Consider the following 15,205-nt stretch of genomic DNA (forward strand, 5'->3'; position numbering starts at 1 on the left):
CCGCTGGATCGAACGGTACAGAATCCGCGCCTGGCAAGGAGAACCCTGATGTCGACACGCTGGTCACCCCGCCTGTTCCGCTGGCACCGCTGGCTGGGCTACCTGGTGGCCTGGCAGGTGCTGGCCTGGGTGGCGGGCGGTGTGCTGTTCGCCTGGCTGCCCTTCCAGGCCTGGGTCAAGGCCGGCGACGCACTGGCGCGGCCCACCGAGCCGCTGCCGGCAGGCTGGCAGCAGGCCTGGTCACAGGCCCGCCTGCCCGAGGGGCCGGTGCTGTCGGTCCACAGCGTCCACACCGCCGCCGGACCCGCCTGGAAGCTCAGCACCCCCCAGGGCGAGCAGTGGCTGACCCACCAGGGCGCCCCGCTGGCAGCGCCGGACGCCGCCGCAGTGGAGCGCTTCGCCCGCCAGCGCTACCGCGGCGACGGCCCGCTGCGGTCGGTGCAGCGCCTGGCCGAGGTGGCTCCGCGCTGGGGCATCGTGCGCGAGCTGGGCGAGCGCCGCGACGTGTGGGTGGCGCAGTTCGATGATGCGCTGGCCACGCGCCTGTACGTGGACGCCCGCAGCGGCGAGCTGCTCGCCGCGCGCAATGACGCCTGGGTGCTGTACGACTTCTTCTGGCGCCTGCACGTGATGGACTACCGCGGTGGCGACGACTTCAACAACCCGCTGCTGCGCGGCGCCGCGCTGCTGGCGCTGGGGCTGGTGGCCGTGGGCGCGGCGATGCTGCTGCTGGCGCTGCGCCGGCACTGGCGCCGCAGCCACGGCTGAGCGGTACCTACATATCGTCACCAGGCTTCACACGCGCGTCACGTGGCGTCGTCATCATCTCGGCCTGCCTTGAAAGGAGGTTCCTGATGAGCACCCCCTCCTCCCCGTCGCCGGTGGTCAACCGTGCCCTGGTGCCGCTGTGGGTGGCCGGCCTGTACCGCGACGCCCATGCCGGCCTGCGCGCCCAGCTGCTTGAGCGCCTGCTGCGTCCGATGGGCGTGCTGGGTCTGGTCGCGGTGGCTGATGGCGTGTTCGCCGCACTGCGCCACCGCCACGGTTGGCAGCGCCTGCAGGTCACCACCGAGGACACCGCAGCGGTCAGCGCCGACCATGTCTTCCAGCTGGCCGCCTACCTGCAGGAGCGCGCGCCCGAGGCGCTGACCTCGCTGACCGACCTGCTGGCCAGCCACCCGGCCGCACTGGCCACGGTCAGCGGCGCGCTGCTGTGGGATCTGCTGCGGCGCAGCAGCCGCTGATCAATTCAGGAAGTTCGTCCACGAGCCGATGTTGTGCACCTCGGCATAGCCGTGGCGACGCAGCAGCAGGCGCGCCATGCCACTGCGGCTGCCGCTGGCGCAGCCCACCACCACCGGCGCACCGCGCGGAATCTCGGCCAGACGCGCACCCAGCTCCGACAGCGGGATGTTGACGGTGCCGGGCGCGTGCGCGGCCTCGAACTCGGCGGGCGAGCGCACATCCACCAGGGCCGCACCTGCGGCCCGCAACGCCGGCAGCCGGGCGCTGACGCGGCGCGCGTTCCACCATTTGTAGCCGAACCACGCGGCCAACAGCAGGACGGGCCAATAGTTCTTCAAGACATCGGTGACGAGTTCGCTCATATACCCATCATCGTATCTGAAGGCAGCAGACCCGGGCTCAGCCGGCCAGCTCGCGCAGCGCATCGATCGCCTGCTCGATGCGCTCCACCGGCACGATGCGCAGGCCCTCGATCGGCTTCTTCGGCGCATTCGCCTGCGGCACCACCGCCACGCTGAAGCCCAGCTTGGCGGCCTCCTTCAGCCGCTCCTGACCCCGCGGCGCCGGCCGCACCTCGCCCGCCAGGCCCACCTCGCCAAAGGCGATGAAGCCGCGCGGCAGCGCCTTGCCGCGCAGGCTGCTCTGAATGGCCAGCAGCACCGCCAGGTCGGCCGCGGGTTCGCTGATGCGCACGCCGCCCACCGCGTTGACAAACACGTCCTGGTCCATGCAGGCCACGCCGGCATGGCGGTGCAGCACCGCCAGCAACATGGCCAGACGGTCGCGCTCCAGGCCCACGCTCAGGCGGCGCGGGCTGGGGCCACCGGCATCGACCAGCGCCTGGATCTCCACCAGCAGCGGCCGCGTGCCCTCCAGCGTCACCAGGACGCAGCTGCCGGGCACCGGCTGGGCGTGCGTGGACAGGAAGATGGCGCTGGGGTTGGCCACGCCCTTGAGGCCCTTCTCGGTCATCGCGAAGACGCCGATCTCGTTGACCGCACCAAAGCGGTTTTTGATCGCCCGCACCAGGCGGAAGCTGCTGTGGGTGTCGCCCTCGAAGTACAACACCGTGTCGACGATGTGCTCCAGCACCCGCGGGCCGGCCAGCGCGCCCTCTTTCGTGACATGGCCCACCAGCACCATGGTGCAGCCGCCGGCCTTGGCGGTGCGGGTGAGCTGCGCCGCGCACTCGCGCACCTGGGCAACCGAGCCGGGGGCGCTGCTGAGCTGGTCGGAGTAGAGCGTCTGGATGGAGTCGATCACGCAGAAGGCCGGCTGCTCGGCGGCGATCGTGGCCTGGATCTTCTCCAGCCCGATCTCGGCCAGCACCCGCACCTGGGTGCCGGCCAGCCCCAGCCGGTGCGCCCGCATCGCCACCTGGGCGGTGGACTCCTCGCCGGTGACATACAGCACCTTCATGCGGCTGGACAAGGCATCCAGGGCCTGCAGCAGCAGCGTGGACTTGCCGATGCCCGGGTCGCCGCCAATCAGCACCACGCCGCCCTCGACGATGCCGCCACCCAGCACCCGGTCCAGCTCATCCAGGCCGGTGGGCGTGCGGGCCACCTCGGCCGCCTCGATCTCGCTGAGCGTGGCCACCGGCTGCGAGGCCGCCAGCGCCTGGAAGCGGTTCTTCGCCGGCCCGGCGGGTTCGGCCACCGTTTCCTCCAGCGTGTTCCACGCCTTGCAGGCCGGGCACTGGCCCAGCCAGCGCGGCGCGGTGCCGCCGCATTCGCTGCAGGTGTAGATGGTCTTGGGGCGCGACATCTTGGGGATTCTCGCAGGCCCCTCAGCCCACCGCGGCTCCCCCTCTTGGGGTATCGTCGGCTGGCCCGGTCATGCTGCGAACCAGCCGGGCACAGCTGCGCGGACGGTTCATCGGCATCCAGAACCGTCGTCCGCGCCCGCTGTCGATCAGGAGGAGGCTGCCCATGTCTGAACAGGCCGTGCCCGAGTGGACGCTCGACGGCACGCTGGATGAGTTGGCGAGGATCGACCGGTGCATGAAGGACCGGCAGTTCGCGTTCATCCTGGGCGCGGGGGCGTCGTTCACCTCAGGCATTCCCACCGGCCATCATTTGGCCCAGCAGTGGCTGAAGGACCTGCACCTGCGCGAGTGCGGTGAAGCCCTGCCGTTGGAAGACTGGCTGCCGACCTGCGGCATCGGAGGCGGCCAGCTCACCCTGGACAACGCCGCCCAGCACTACCCGCACATCTTCGAGCGCCGCTTCGAGGGCGACCGCGAAGGCGGCTATGCCGAACTGGAAACCCAGATGGAAGGCAAGGCGCCCAGCCTGGGCTACTCGCTGCTGGCCGAGATCATTCAGAACACACGGCACAAGGTGGTGGTGACCACCAACTTCGACAACCTGGTGGCGGATGCGCTGGCCATGCACGCCCACCAGTCGCCGCTGGTCGTGGCCCATGAGTCACTGGCCGGCTTCGTGCGCCCGCAACTGCGCCGGCCGCTGGTGGCCAAGATCCACCGCGACCTGTTTCTGAACCCGCTGAACGACGCGAACGGGGTGTCCACCTTGGAGGAAGGCTGGAAGCTGGCACTGAAGAAGCTGTTCCAGTACTTCACGCCGGTGGTGGTGGGCTACGGCGGCAACGACGGCAGCCTGATGAACATGCTGCGGGACCTGAACACGGGCGAGATCGCCGGCCGCATGGTCTGGTGCTACCGCGATGGCGCGCCGCCCAACGCCATCGCCCTGGAGGTGCTGCGCAAGCACAAAGGCCTGCAAGTCAAGATCCCGGGATTCGACGAGTTCATGCTGTTGCTCGCTGCCAAGCTACTGAAAGGCTTCGACGTGGCCGAGATTGCCGAGCGGACGGCCAAGCTGGGGCAGGAGCGCGCTGAGCGCTACCGCGGCCAGGCCAAGCAGTTGGTGGAAGCTTCCGCGCGCGGTACGCCGGACGAGCGCAAGGCCGGCAACGTGTTGACGCTTTCGGCCAGTGCAGGCAACAGCTGGTGGGCGTGGGAGCTGAAGGCGAAGGCCGAACCCGACCTGGTTAAGCGCGACAGTCTTTACCGCGAGGGAATTCGGCTGTTTCCGAACAGCGCTGAGCTGGCGGGCAACTACGCCCTCTTTCTTGAGAACCAGCGCAAGGACTACGACGCGGCCGAGGCGCTCTACAAGAGGGCCCTGGAACTCGATCCCAGCAACGCCAACAACACCGGCAACTACGCCATCTTTCTCAAGGATCAGCGCAAGGACTACGATGCGGCGGAGGCGCTCTTCAAGAAGGCCCTCGAACTCGATCCCAACCACGCCAACAACACCGTCAACTACGCCATCTTTCTCGCGAATCAGCGCAAGGACGACAACGCGGCCGAGGTGCTCTACAAGAAGGCTCTGGAACTCGATCCGAACCACGCCAACAACGCGGCCAGCTACGCCATCCTTCTCGCGAATCAGCGCAAGGACCACGACGCGGCCGAGGCGCTCTACAACAAGGCATTGGAGCTTCGCCCTGATGACGCGAACACCCATGCCAACCTGGCGTCGCTGCTTCTCAGCAGGTTCGAGTCTGAGGACGTCGCTACTGCCTCACAGCATGTTCGACACTGCCTGGAATTGGCGCGACCTCAGGTCTCACAGGCGTCGGCCGAGGCACTCATGTATGGCGCACTGATCGCAGAGCTGCAGCCCGGTGCTGACAGTGCCGACATGCTCAGGCGCCTCAAAGGTGCCCTGTTTGACGGCTTTGAGCGAGGATCGTGGGACTTCACGCTGGTGTTTGACGCTGTCCTCCCCCACCTGCCCGAGCCACGCCGCGCGTTCTACCTAGCCCTGGGCCGCGCCATCCTGGACGCCGACCAGGTGGCCGCATTGGACGCCTTCGAGCCGTGGCGGTCCTTGCAACCCCTCGATCCATTCGCCGACCTGCCGTCACCTTGAGCCGTGATTCATCACAGGGAGAACCCGCCATGAGCCCCCGATCCGCTTCTCCACCGTCGCCGGACGACAACGCCCGAGGCGTGAACATCATCGGCTTCTTCCAGATGGCTCTGGCTGTGGCCTTCATGGGCTGGCTGTTCGCGCTGTGGCCCGAGCGGCCCGCCAAGGATGCACCCTGGATACAGCAGGTGAACCTGGGGCTGTGGAGCGGCCGCATTGGCGACGACGCGCGATTGATCCTGATCGTCATGTGCGCCGGCGCTCTGGGCAGCTTCGTGCACGCATCCACCTCGTTCGCCAGCTATGTGGGCAACAAGCGGCTGGTGCTGAGCTGGGCCTGGTGGTATGCGCTGCGGCCCTTCATTGGCATGGCGCTGGCGCTGATCTTTTACTTCGTCGTGCGTGGGGGCCTCCTGTCGACGAATGCGGCTGCCAGCGAGATGAGTGTCTATGGCGTGGCCGCAGTGGCGGGCCTGGTGGGCATGTTCTCGAAGCAGGCGACCGACAAGCTGCGAGAGTTGTTCGACAACCTGTTCCGCACCGAGCAAGGTCACGGTGATGACGCGCGGGACGACAAGCTGGGTGGCAACCAGCCGGTGGCAGGCGCGATGATCGAGCGGCGCAAGATGTCGGCCTGGGTGATTCCCGACGGCCAGGACGAGACCCAGGTGATCATCGCCAACCTGCACAGCATGCTGGGCGGCGTGGTCACCCGCATCCCGGTACTGCGCACCAACGACACCGTCGTCTGCGTGATCCACCAGAGCCTGCTCTACAAGTTCCTGGCCGATCGCAGCATGGAGGCGCTGAAGGCCCACCAGGCTTTCGACGCCAGCAGCTTCACGCTGAAGGACCTGCTGGACTCGCCGGGCACGAAGGAGCTGGTGCAGGACTCGCTGGCCTACGTGCCCCAGGGCGCAATGCTGTCAGACGCCAAGGCTGTCATGGAGCGCGTGCCCCATTGCCAGGACGTCTTCGTCACCGAGCACGGGCTGCCGAGCGAGCCGGTGCTGGGCTGGCTGACCGACGCGCAGGTCCGGGTCGCCGCCAAGGTGTAGGGCTGATGGGTCGTGCGGGGCCCGTTCGAGGGCGCCGCCGCTACACTGGCGGGCCTTTGCTGCGAGCGCCCCATGGAATTCAGCACCTGGCTCCCCTTCTTCCTGGCCACCGTCGCGATCAGCCTGTCGCCCGGCCCGGGCGCGATTGCGGCCATGGGCGCGGGGCTGAACCACGGCTTCCGGCGCGGCCAGTCCATCGCCTTCGGCCTGGCGCTGGGGGTGTGGACGCAGTTGCTGGTGGTGGGCGTGGGCCTGGGGGCGCTGCTGGCCACCTCGGCGCTGGCCTTTGCGGTGCTGAAGTGGGTGGGCGTGGCCTACCTGGTGTGGCTGGGCGTGCAGCAGTGGCGCTCGCCGGCGGCACCGGTGTCGGCGCCGGGTGGCGACGCGGTGCCCAGCGCCACCCGCGCCCAGCTGGTGCTGCGCGGCTGGGGCGTCAACGCGCTGAACCCCAAGGGCACGGTCTTCCTGCTGGCGGTGATGCCGCAGTTCCTGGACACCGCGCGGCCGATGCTGGCGCAGTACCTGACCATCGCCGCCACCTTCGGCGTGGTCGAGTTCACGGTGATGACCGGCTACGCGGCGCTGGCCTCGCGCGTGCTGCGTCTGCTGCGCACGCCGGCGCAGATCCGCTGGATGAACCGCAGCTTCGGCGGCCTGTTCGTGGCCGCGGGGGCTTTCCTGGCCTTGTTCAAACGGGGGGTGTGATGTCGATCCCGTCTGCGTCCGAGAGCCCGTTCGCCACCGGGCTGAAGCCGCCCTACTGGGCGGTGATCTTCACCAACCAGCGCGAGGGCCGCGATGCTGGCTACGCGGCCACGGCGGACCGCATGACCGAGCTGGCGCGGCAGCAGCCCGGCTTTCTGGGCATGGAAAGCACGCGCAATGCCGAGGGCTTCGGCATCACCGTGTCCTACTGGCGCTCGCCCGAGGACATTGCGCAGTGGCGCCTGCATGCCGAACACTCGGATGCCCGCCGCCAGGGCCGCGAACAGTGGTACGCGCAGTTCGAGCTGCGCGTGGCCAAGGTCGAGCGGGCCTACGCCTTCGAGCGCAACGCCGGATAGGGCGCGTCCCACAGCGGCGCGGGGCGCGATTCATTGGCCGCGTGGCGGTCGTCGTGCAGCGCGTCCTGCGCCCACCAGGCCTGGTGGATCCGGCTGGCCGGCAGCGCATAGCGCTCGCTCAGGCACGCCGCCAGCGCAGGCAGTTCGCTGGCGTCCAGGCACAGCAGCGCCTCGGCGTGGGCGGCCATGACCAGCCAGCGCTGGCCATCCAGGCTGCAGGCGCAGTCGTAGACGCCTGCCGGTGCGCCCTGCAACACGGCCTGCAGCAGGTCGCTGGCCTCGCGTTGGCCCCAGGGGTCGACGTGGTCCAGCCAGTCCTCGATCCGGTTCATCACCAGCATGACGGGCTCCATGGGTTGTGACATGCGCGCTTCATCGGCCGCCCGGCGAACTCGTGAAGTGAGCGTTAGCCACATCGTGTATCCAGCTGCATCCCGGACAATCTCCACCACAGCATGACGAAGGAGACCGGATGAATCCGCGCGTGGGTTGGGCGCTGGCCGTGGCGGCCGTGGCGCTGGGCGGCTGGCAATGGGGCTGGCAGGGGCTGCTGCTGGGCGCCACGGTGGTGGTGTTCTGGCTGCTGCTGCAGTTCAGCCGCAGCCTGCGCGTGCTGCGCCAGGCCGGCGGCGCCCCCAAGGGCAGCGTGGCCAATGCGGTGATGCTGCACAGCCAGCTGCAGACCGGCATGACGCTGATGCAGATCCTGCCGATCACCGGCAGCCTGGGCGAGCCGCTGTCGCCGCCGCCCGACGAGCGTTTCGCCTGGACCGACGCCGCGGGCGACCGCGTGGAGGTGCTGCTGCGCCATGGCCAGCTGGCCGAGTGGCAGTTGCGGCGCGCAGAACCGTAAAATCGCGGATTCGACCGATTTCGAACAAGGACAGTAAGCCATGGGCATGGAAGACCGCGACGGCAAGATCTGGATGGACGGCCAACTGGTGGATTGGCGCGACGCGAAGATCCATGTGCTGACCCACACGCTGCACTACGGCTGCGGCGCCTTCGAGGGCGTGCGCGCCTACAAGACGCCCAAGGGCACCGCCATCTTCCGCCTGCGCGAGCACACCGAGCGTCTGCTCAACTCCGCCAAGATCCTGCGCATGAAGGTGCCCTTCAGCGTGGAACAGCTGGAAGAAGCCCAGAAGGCCGTGGTGCGCGAGAACGCCCTGGAGAGCTGCTACCTGCGCCCGCTGGTCTGGATCGGCTCCGAGAAGCTGGGCGTCAGCCCCAAGGGCAACCAGATCCACGCCATGGTGGCCGCCTGGGCCTGGGGCGCCTACCTGGGCGAGGAGGGCCTCAAGCGCGGCATCCGCGTGAAGATCAGCAGCTACACCCGCCACCACGTCAACATCACAATGACGCAGGCCAAGACGGTGTCCAACTACACCAACAGCATCCTGGCCAACATGGAAGCCACCGATGACGGCTACGACGAGGCCATGCTGCTGGATGCCTCGGGCTTCGTCAGCGAAGGCGCCGGCGAAAACCTGTTCGTCATCAAGAACGGCGTGGTCTACACGCCCGACCTGTCGGCCGGTGCGCTCAACGGCATCACCCGCAACACCATCTTCCACATCTGCCAGGACCTGGGCCTGAAGCTGGTGGAAAAGCGCATCACCCGCGACGAGGTCTACATCGCCGACGAGGCCTTCTTCACCGGCACCGCCGCCGAAGTCACGCCGATCCGCGAGCTGGACCGCATCGAGATCGGCAGTGGCAGCCGCGGCCCGATCACCGAGAAAATCCAGGCCGCCTTCTTCGACATCGTCAACGGCCGCAACGAGAAGTACGCCGATTGGCTGACCCTGGTCTGAACCAGCAAGGAACACCCACCATGAGCGAACAGCACAGCGTCGTCGAAGTCAGCGCCAAGGACCTGCAAGGCCCCGGCGTGGTCTTCTGCCCCAACCCCAAGATGACCCAGTGGAGCACCCACCCCAAGGTCTATGTGGACCTGAGCCACGACGGCGAGGGCCGCTGCCCCTACTGCGGCACGGTCTACCGGCTCAAGGCCGGCGAGAAGATCGCGCACGGGCACTGAGCGCGCCGCATCATCGGAAAAGGGCACCTTCGGGTGCCCTTTTTCACGGCTGGCCGCACAGGCCGACGCCTAGGATGGCCGCACGCTCGCCTGCGCGCGGGCTTCACGCCTGTCCGGGAGCTTTGCCATGCCCAGCCGCCGTCACCTCGTCCGTCTGTCCGCCGGTCTGCTGGCCCTGGGCGCGCTGGGCCCGAGCCTGGCCGCCACGCCGCTGCGCATCGGCGTGGCGCCGCACTCCAGCGCACGCGTGATCCTGGAGATGTACCAGCCGCTGCGCCTGCACCTGGAGCAGGCGCTGCAGCGGCCGGTGGAGATCGTCACCGCCCCTGACTTCACCGAGTACGCACGCCGGGCGATGGCGCAGCAGTACGACATCGCGATCACCACCGGCCACCAGGCGCGGCTGCTGCAGACCGATGCCCGCTACCTGCCGCTGCTGACCTACAAGGCCGACTTCAAGGCGGTGGCCGTGGTGGCCGCCGACAGCCACTACCGCGAGGCCAAGGACCTGGCCGGCAGCGCCGTGGTGGGCCTGTCGCGCTCGTCGCTGGTCACGCTGTGGGGCGAGCACTGGGCCTTCCGCAACGCGATTCCCCACCTGACGATGCGCTATGTCAGCGCCTCGGACAGCACCGGCCAGCTGGTGATCAAGGGCGAGTGTGCCGCGGCCTACATGTCGCTGGCCAATTACCAGAACCTGCCGGCCGCGGTGCGCGAGCAGACCCGCATCCTGGCCGAAAGTCTGCCGATGACCGGCCGCACCTACCTGCTGAACGCCCGCCATGCCGGCCAGGAGGCAGCGATCAGTGACGCGCTGTGGCGCTTTGCGCAGACGCCCGAGGCCAAGGCCTACTTCGCGCGCTACAAGCTGGGGGGTTACCGCGCCCTGGAGCCGCGTGAGCTGGTGGCCATGGAGCCCTACGCCAACGAGGTGCGCAACGAGCTGAAGGCGCGCTGATGCACTTCGCGCCCTGGCGCACCTTGCGCGGCCGTCTGGTGGTGACCGCGCTGGCGGTGGAATTGGTGATGCTGGCCATGCTGGTGGGCAACAGCCTGCGGCTGCTGCGCGAGTCCATGGGCGACCAGGCCGAGCGCCAGGCCGAACAGATCTCGCCGGTGCTGGTGGCCGCGCTGGTGGCGCCGCTGGCGCAGTTCGATTACGCCACGGTCAAGGCGGTCATCGACGAGAGCCAGGCCATCCGCGGCATCAGCTATGCGGCCGTGCTGGATGCTGGCGGGCGCCAGGTGGCGATCAGCGGCTGGCCCGAGGGCAGCCCGCTGCCCGAACCGGACCAGCGCCTGGACCTGGCCGAGGCCCCGCCGCGCTACGACGTCGCCCGCCCGATCAACCTGGCCGGCCAGCACCTGGGCATGCTGCGCTTCGGGCTGGACCTGTCGCACATCGTGCAGGCGCGCGGCGAACTGCTCAGCCAGGGCGTGGCGATCGCGGCGGGCGAGATGCTGCTGTCGGCCGGCCTGCTGAGCCTGCTGGGCCTGCTGATCACGCGCCAGCTCTCGCGGCTCACCCGCGCCAGCCTGCGGGTGGCACAGGGTGATTTCGCGATCGAGCCGGTGCCCGAAGGCCCTGACGACGTGGGCCGCCTGGGCGCCGCCTTCAACGCCATGTCCGGCGCGATCGCCGAGCGCGTGGAGCAGCTCACCCGCGCCAATGAACAGACGGTGCGCATGGCCGCCTCGCTGCACGAGCGCAACCTGCAGCTCGACGCCATCCTGGCGCTCAGCCCCGACGGCTTTGTCGCCTTCGACACCGCTGGCACGGTGCGCATGGTCAGCCCCGCCTTTCCGGGCCTGAGCGGCTTGACCGATGCCGAGGTGGTGGGCATGGACGAGACGCGCTTTTCGGCGATGCTGTCGGCCGCCTGCCGGCCGGGCCAGACCTTTCCGGGCGTGGTGGCCATGCAAGCGGCGCAGCAGCAGGCCGGTGACCGCCCGCTGCGCCAGCTGATCACGCTGGCCGCCACCGGCCGCGAGCTGGAGGTGGGACTGCGCGAATCCGGCGACGGCGAGGTGGCGCGGCTGTTGTTCTTCCGCGATGTCACGCACGAGCGCACGGTGGACCGCATGAAGAGCGAGTTCCTGTCGCATGCCGCGCACGAGCTGCGCACGCCCATGGCCAGCATTTACGGCTTTGCCGAGCTGCTGCGCCTGCGGCCGATGAACGAGGCGCGCCGCGCTGAGGTGCTGGCCATCATCCACCGCCAGGCCGGCGCTATGACGCAGATCATCGACGAGCTGCTGGACCTGGCCCGCATCGACGACCGCCGCGGCCAGGACTTTGAGTTCACCGAGGTCGACACGCTGGCGCTGGCGCGCGAGGTGGCCGAGGGCTTCGGCCTGCCCGAGGGCCGCGCGGCGCCGCAGCTGACGCTGCCGGACACGCCGCGCCGGGTGCGCGCCGACCCGGCCAAGCTGGCGCAGGCGCTGCGCAACCTGCTGTCCAACGCCTACAAGTACTCGCCCGGCGGCGGCGAGGTCTGGCTGTCGGTGATCGACGCGCCCGACGGCCGCGTCGGCCTGCAGGTGATCGACCAGGGCATGGGCATGACCGACGAGCAGGTGGCGCGGGTGTTCGAGCGCTTCTACCGCGCCGACAGCTCGGGCGCGATCCCAGGCACCGGCCTGGGCATGAGCATCGTCAAGGAGCTGATCGAGATCCAGGGCGGCAGCGTCCAGCTGCACAGCACGCCGGGCGTGGGCACCACCGCCACACTGTGGCTGCCCGGCCTGCGTGGCTGATCAGATGCGCTGACGCAGCGCCAGCAACACCCGGCACTGGCGCTCGATCGGTGCGGGCAGCGGCAGCTCGCCGGCCAGCATGCGGCGGATGGTGTGCGCGGTGCCAGCGGGGTCGATCTCGGGCGGCAGCTCGGGGAGGCTGGCCAGCGTGCCGCCCTGGGCCTCGACCGACAGCGCATCGTCCAGCCGGCCACGCACAAAGGCCTTGAGCGCCGGCAGGCGCCGTGCGTCGGCCACCGGCTCGCCCTCGGTGCCGCGCAGCAGCAGCGCGGTGGCGCCGGTCTGGCCCAGGAACTCCGACAGGCTCAGCGCGTACTCGGGGTGGGTGTGGTTGACCACGCGCACCGCGCCGGGCACGGCCGGCAGCAGCTTGGCCAGCGTGTGGCCGGGGTTGCGCAGGCCCAGCACCGCGCGCAGCTTCAGCAGAGCGGCCAATGACGGGTGCAGCGCCTCCAGCGGCATGAACACCGGCTGACCGGCCGCCCAGGCGCGGGCTGCGCCGTCGGCATCACCGGCCGTGGGCCAGCCCAGCGCGTCAAACACCTGGGCACTGGTGACGCGGGTGGGGTCCTCGGCAAAGCCGTGCACCAGCACCGGCACCCCTTCACGGGCCAGCAGCGCGGCCAGCAGTGGCGTCAGGTTGGGCAGCTTGCGCGCGCCGTTGTAGCTGGGCAGCACCACCGCGGCGGCAGGCGCGCTCAGCGCCAGCGTGCGCGGCTCGACCGCGTCCATGAAGCCGGCCAGCTCCTCGGGCGTCTCGCCCTTGATGCGCATGGCCAGCGCGAAGCCGCCCTTCTCAAGGTCGCTGACGCGGCCATCGAGCAGGCGGGCCATCAGGTCGGTGGCCTGGGCGCGGCTCAGCGAGCGGGCGCCCTCCTTGCCGCGGCCGATCTCGCGCAGGTAGGGGGCGATCGTGGGAGGGGCGGTGTCCATGGCCCGATTGTCGGGCCAGGAGCCGCCACAGCGGATGACGCCGCTCAGGCGGTCAGAAGGTTTCCCAGTCGGCCTCGGCGGTGCTGGCCGCCACCGGGCTTGGCCGGGCGACGGGGGCAGGTGCGGCCATGGGCGCCGCGGCCCGGGCCGGCGTGGCGCCAGGCATCTGGGTGGCGCCGCGTTGCTCGCACTCATGCATCAGCTGGCGGATCAGGCGCACCGTGGACTGGGTGGCCTCGGCAAAGGGCGTGCCGCCGTCCATGGCCGCCAGCGCCTGGTCACGCTGGCCACTGTTGACCAGGCGCGCCACAGCGCCCACCTGGCGGTGGAAGCCGGCATGCTCGGTCACCAGCGCGGTGAACGAGGGCAACTGACCGCAGCGGTGCTGGCCCTCGCCGTGCAGCCAGCCGCCCAGCGGACAGGCGTCATCGCGCGAGACGGTCTGCACGTCGAGCTGCTCGCCCTGCATGGCCGCGTTGCGCAGCTTGGTGCGCCAGTCCACATGGGCACGCACGGCCTTCTCCAGCGAGAAGCCCTGGGTGTCGGCGGCACGGGCCTCGCGGCGCAGTTGCACCGCGTCGAGCTGGGCCGCGCCGCGCTCGTCGGCCGACAGGCGGAACAGACGCATCGTGTCGACCACCGCGCCGGCCTGCGCCGAGACGGTGTTGGCCGATGCGGCCAGCTGCTCCACCATGGCCGCGTTCTGCTGGGTCAGGCCGTCCATCTGCGAGACGGCCTCGTTGATCTGGCTGACGCCCTGCTGCTGCTCGGCCGCAGCGGTGCTGACCTGCTCCAGCACCTGCGCCACTTCGCCCACAGCATCGCGCGCGCGGGCCATCAGCTCGCGGGTCTCGCGGGCATGGTTGACGCCCACCGAGACGCGCTCCTGGGTGCCGGCAATCAGACCGCGGATCTGCTGCACCGCATCGGCGGTGCGTTGCGCCAGCACGCGCACCTCGGCCGCGACGACGGCGAAGCCCCGGCCGGACTCGCCGGCCCGTGCGGCCTCGACCGCGGCATTGAGCGCCAGCAGATTGGTCTGAAAGGCCACGCCCTCGATGGTCTGGACGATGTCGCCCATGCCGTCGGCGGCGCGGCGGATCTCGTCCATGTCGCCCACCACCTGGTCGACGGCCTCGGCGCAGGCGCGGGTGGTCTGGGCGGTGTCCACCGCCAGGTCGGCGCCGCGGCGGGCGGCCTCGGCGCTGAGCTTGATCGCGCCGTTGATTTCTTCCATCGATGCGGCGGTTTCCTGCAGGTTGGCGGCCTGCGACTCGGTGCGGGCCGACAGGTCCTGGTTGCCGGCCGAGATCTCGCCGATCGAGCTGCGCACATGGTCCATCTCGCGCCGGCTGTCGAAGACCACGGTGCGCAGGTTCACCGCCAACTGGCGCAGCGCCAGCTGCAGTCGGCCCTGGGTGCCGCGGGCACCGGTGGCCGGCATGTGCGAGAGGTCGCAGGCAGCCAGATGCTGGGCATCGTCGGTGACGCCGGCCAGGACCCGGCGGGTGTGGTGGGCCGTGGCCCAGGCGGCCAGCACACCCGGCAGCAGCGCCGCGGCCAACGCCCAGCCCACCGGCAGCACCAGGGCCAGACCGACGCCGCCCAGAGCGGCCAGCACCGGCAGGCTGCCGCTGGCGCCGCCCAGAGCGTCGCGTGCACGCGCCAGCCACTCGCCAGCCCGGCCCGTGGCCGTCAGGCGGCGCAGTTGGCCGTGCTGCAGGGTGGTGACCAGGCGGCCTTGCGCGGCCTCGTCACGCATCTGCTGGTAGAGCGCCTCGGCGGCCTGCACCTCGTCGCGGGTGGGCTCGCTGCGCACCGAGAGGTAGCCGACGACCTCGCTGCCATTGAGCATCGGCGTGACGTTGGCCCGCACCCAGTAGTGGTCGCCGTTCTTGCGGCGGTTCTTGACCAGGGCCGTCCAGGGGCGGCCCTGGCACACGGTGGCCCAGAGGTCGCGGAAGGCCTCGGCGGGCATGTCGGGGTGCCGCACCAGGTTGTGTGGCTGCCCCATCAGTTCGTCGCGGCTGTAGCCGCTGACCTCGATGAAGGGGCCGTTGCAGTAGGTGATTCGTCCCTGAATGTCGGTCACTGACACCAGGGTGGCGCCCTTGGGAAAGGCGTACTCCTGCTGGGTCACGGGTCCGTTGTTTCTCATGGCGATGGTCTGCTTCCGGACAAGTCGGGGGGTCTGACCAG

16 protein-coding genes are annotated in these 15,205 nt (G+C 69.8%); 11 read left to right on the top strand and 5 right to left on the bottom strand.

The features are described from left to right. Nucleotides 1-48: 48 nt before the first annotated feature. Together KAK06_RS08635 and KAK06_RS08640 are read left to right on the top strand one after the other, a co-directional pair. Entirely contained in the window at nt 49-768 is a 720-nt protein-coding gene (locus tag KAK06_RS08635; protein WP_210801547.1) for a PepSY domain-containing protein, read from the top strand. A gap of 86 nt (nt 769-854) precedes the next feature. Further along, nucleotides 855-1,244: a hypothetical protein gene (locus tag KAK06_RS08640; protein WP_210801548.1), complete on the top strand. Its 390-nt coding sequence runs from the start codon at nt 855-857 to the stop codon at nt 1,242-1,244. On the opposite strand, the gene KAK06_RS08645 is transcribed toward KAK06_RS08640, so the two are convergent. Both KAK06_RS08645 and radA read right to left on the bottom strand, forming a co-directional pair. Then, nucleotides 1,245-1,607 carry a rhodanese-like domain-containing protein gene (locus KAK06_RS08645; RefSeq protein WP_210801549.1) on the bottom strand — a complete coding sequence of 121 codons (363 nt, stop codon included), beginning with the start codon at nt 1,605-1,607 and terminating at the stop codon, nt 1,245-1,247. A gap of 37 nt (nt 1,608-1,644) precedes the next feature. After that, nucleotides 1,645-3,012, bottom strand: coding sequence for a DNA repair protein RadA (gene radA / locus KAK06_RS08650; RefSeq protein ID WP_210801550.1), 1,368 nt, complete (start codon nt 3,010-3,012; stop codon nt 1,645-1,647). 164 nt (nt 3,013-3,176) lie between these two features. Here radA and KAK06_RS08655 point away from each other — a divergent pair, with 164 nt between their 5' ends. The 4 genes from KAK06_RS08655 to KAK06_RS08670 all read left to right on the top strand — a co-directional run bounded on the left by KAK06_RS08655 (nt 3,177) and on the right by KAK06_RS08670 (nt 7,272). Next, nucleotides 3,177-5,150: a tetratricopeptide repeat protein gene (locus tag KAK06_RS08655; protein WP_210801551.1), complete on the top strand. Its 1,974-nt coding sequence runs from the start codon at nt 3,177-3,179 to the stop codon at nt 5,148-5,150. Between the two features lie 29 nt (nt 5,151-5,179). Next, a complete protein-coding gene (locus KAK06_RS08660) occupies nt 5,180-6,208 on the top strand; it encodes a hypothetical protein (protein ID WP_210801552.1) in 1,029 nt (342 codons plus the stop codon). Between the two features lie 72 nt (nt 6,209-6,280). After that, nucleotides 6,281-6,913, top strand: coding sequence for a LysE family transporter (locus KAK06_RS08665; protein ID WP_210801553.1), 633 nt, complete (start codon nt 6,281-6,283; stop codon nt 6,911-6,913). After that, nucleotides 6,913-7,272 (top strand): antibiotic biosynthesis monooxygenase family protein, encoded by a 360-nt coding sequence (locus tag KAK06_RS08670; RefSeq protein ID WP_210801554.1) that lies wholly within the window; start codon nt 6,913-6,915, stop codon nt 7,270-7,272. The genes KAK06_RS08665 and KAK06_RS08670 overlap by 1 nt, the downstream gene beginning before the upstream one ends. On the opposite strand, the gene KAK06_RS08675 is transcribed toward KAK06_RS08670, so the two are convergent. After that, entirely contained in the window at nt 7,245-7,637 is a 393-nt protein-coding gene (locus KAK06_RS08675; RefSeq protein WP_210801555.1) for a hypothetical protein, read from the bottom strand. The genes KAK06_RS08670 and KAK06_RS08675 overlap by 28 nt on opposite strands. A 107-nt stretch (nt 7,638-7,744) precedes the next feature. On the opposite strand from KAK06_RS08675, the gene KAK06_RS08680 reads away from it, so the two are divergent. The 5 genes from KAK06_RS08680 to KAK06_RS08700 all read left to right on the top strand — a co-directional run bounded on the left by KAK06_RS08680 (nt 7,745) and on the right by KAK06_RS08700 (nt 12,073). After that, the gene (locus KAK06_RS08680; protein ID WP_210801556.1) at nt 7,745-8,125 is read left to right on the top strand and encodes a hypothetical protein; all 381 of its coding nucleotides are present in this window, start codon (nt 7,745-7,747) and stop codon (nt 8,123-8,125) included. Nucleotides 8,126-8,165: 40 nt separating this feature from the next. Continuing rightward, the gene (locus tag KAK06_RS08685) at nt 8,166-9,089 is read left to right on the top strand and encodes a branched-chain amino acid transaminase (RefSeq protein ID WP_210801557.1); all 924 of its coding nucleotides are present in this window, start codon (nt 8,166-8,168) and stop codon (nt 9,087-9,089) included. 20 nt (nt 9,090-9,109) lie between these two features. After that, nucleotides 9,110-9,316 (top strand): zinc-finger domain-containing protein, encoded by a 207-nt coding sequence (locus tag KAK06_RS08690; RefSeq protein WP_210801558.1) that lies wholly within the window; start codon nt 9,110-9,112, stop codon nt 9,314-9,316. Nucleotides 9,317-9,443: 127 nt separating this feature from the next. Next, nucleotides 9,444-10,274 (top strand): PhnD/SsuA/transferrin family substrate-binding protein, encoded by an 831-nt coding sequence (locus tag KAK06_RS08695; protein ID WP_210801559.1) that lies wholly within the window; start codon nt 9,444-9,446, stop codon nt 10,272-10,274. Continuing rightward, nucleotides 10,274-12,073 carry a sensor histidine kinase gene (locus KAK06_RS08700; RefSeq protein WP_210801560.1) on the top strand — a complete coding sequence of 600 codons (1,800 nt, stop codon included), beginning with the start codon at nt 10,274-10,276 and terminating at the stop codon, nt 12,071-12,073. The genes KAK06_RS08695 and KAK06_RS08700 overlap by 1 nt, the downstream gene beginning before the upstream one ends. Here the strand turns inward: KAK06_RS08700 and ybiB are convergent, their stop codons facing one another. Further along, nucleotides 12,074-13,006, bottom strand: a complete 933-nt coding sequence (ybiB, locus tag KAK06_RS08705; protein ID WP_210801561.1) for a DNA-binding protein YbiB — start codon at nt 13,004-13,006, stop codon at nt 12,074-12,076. A 52-nt stretch (nt 13,007-13,058) separates the two neighbouring features. Further along, nucleotides 13,059-15,164, bottom strand: a complete 2,106-nt coding sequence (locus KAK06_RS08710; RefSeq protein ID WP_210801562.1) for a methyl-accepting chemotaxis protein — start codon at nt 15,162-15,164, stop codon at nt 13,059-13,061. Between the last annotated feature and the right edge of the window lie 41 nt (nt 15,165-15,205).

It is taken from the genome of Ideonella aquatica (genome assembly GCF_018069755.1).
In the GTDB taxonomy this organism is placed as follows: Bacteria; Pseudomonadota; Gammaproteobacteria; order Burkholderiales; family Burkholderiaceae_C; genus Ideonella; species Ideonella aquatica.

Coding starts and splice junctions, on each gene's coding strand:
- KAK06_RS08635 (WP_210801547.1), top strand. CDS start 49: ATGTCGACACGCTGGTCACCCCGCCTGTTCCGCTGGCACCGCTGGCTG.
- KAK06_RS08640 (WP_210801548.1), top strand. CDS start 855: ATGAGCACCCCCTCCTCCCCGTCGCCGGTGGTCAACCGTGCCCTGGTG.
- KAK06_RS08645 (WP_210801549.1), bottom strand. CDS start 1,607: ATGAGCGAACTCGTCACCGATGTCTTGAAGAACTATTGGCCCGTCCTG.
- radA (WP_210801550.1), bottom strand. CDS start 3,012: ATGTCGCGCCCCAAGACCATCTACACCTGCAGCGAATGCGGCGGCACC.
- KAK06_RS08655 (WP_210801551.1), top strand. CDS start 3,177: ATGTCTGAACAGGCCGTGCCCGAGTGGACGCTCGACGGCACGCTGGAT.
- KAK06_RS08660 (WP_210801552.1), top strand. CDS start 5,180: ATGAGCCCCCGATCCGCTTCTCCACCGTCGCCGGACGACAACGCCCGA.
- KAK06_RS08665 (WP_210801553.1), top strand. CDS start 6,281: ATGGAATTCAGCACCTGGCTCCCCTTCTTCCTGGCCACCGTCGCGATC.
- KAK06_RS08670 (WP_210801554.1), top strand. CDS start 6,913: ATGTCGATCCCGTCTGCGTCCGAGAGCCCGTTCGCCACCGGGCTGAAG.
- KAK06_RS08675 (WP_210801555.1), bottom strand. CDS start 7,637: ATGTCACAACCCATGGAGCCCGTCATGCTGGTGATGAACCGGATCGAG.
- KAK06_RS08680 (WP_210801556.1), top strand. CDS start 7,745: ATGAATCCGCGCGTGGGTTGGGCGCTGGCCGTGGCGGCCGTGGCGCTG.
- KAK06_RS08685 (WP_210801557.1), top strand. CDS start 8,166: ATGGGCATGGAAGACCGCGACGGCAAGATCTGGATGGACGGCCAACTG.
- KAK06_RS08690 (WP_210801558.1), top strand. CDS start 9,110: ATGAGCGAACAGCACAGCGTCGTCGAAGTCAGCGCCAAGGACCTGCAA.
- KAK06_RS08695 (WP_210801559.1), top strand. CDS start 9,444: ATGCCCAGCCGCCGTCACCTCGTCCGTCTGTCCGCCGGTCTGCTGGCC.
- KAK06_RS08700 (WP_210801560.1), top strand. CDS start 10,274: ATGCACTTCGCGCCCTGGCGCACCTTGCGCGGCCGTCTGGTGGTGACC.
- ybiB (WP_210801561.1), bottom strand. CDS start 13,006: ATGGACACCGCCCCTCCCACGATCGCCCCCTACCTGCGCGAGATCGGC.
- KAK06_RS08710 (WP_210801562.1), bottom strand. CDS start 15,164: ATGAGAAACAACGGACCCGTGACCCAGCAGGAGTACGCCTTTCCCAAG.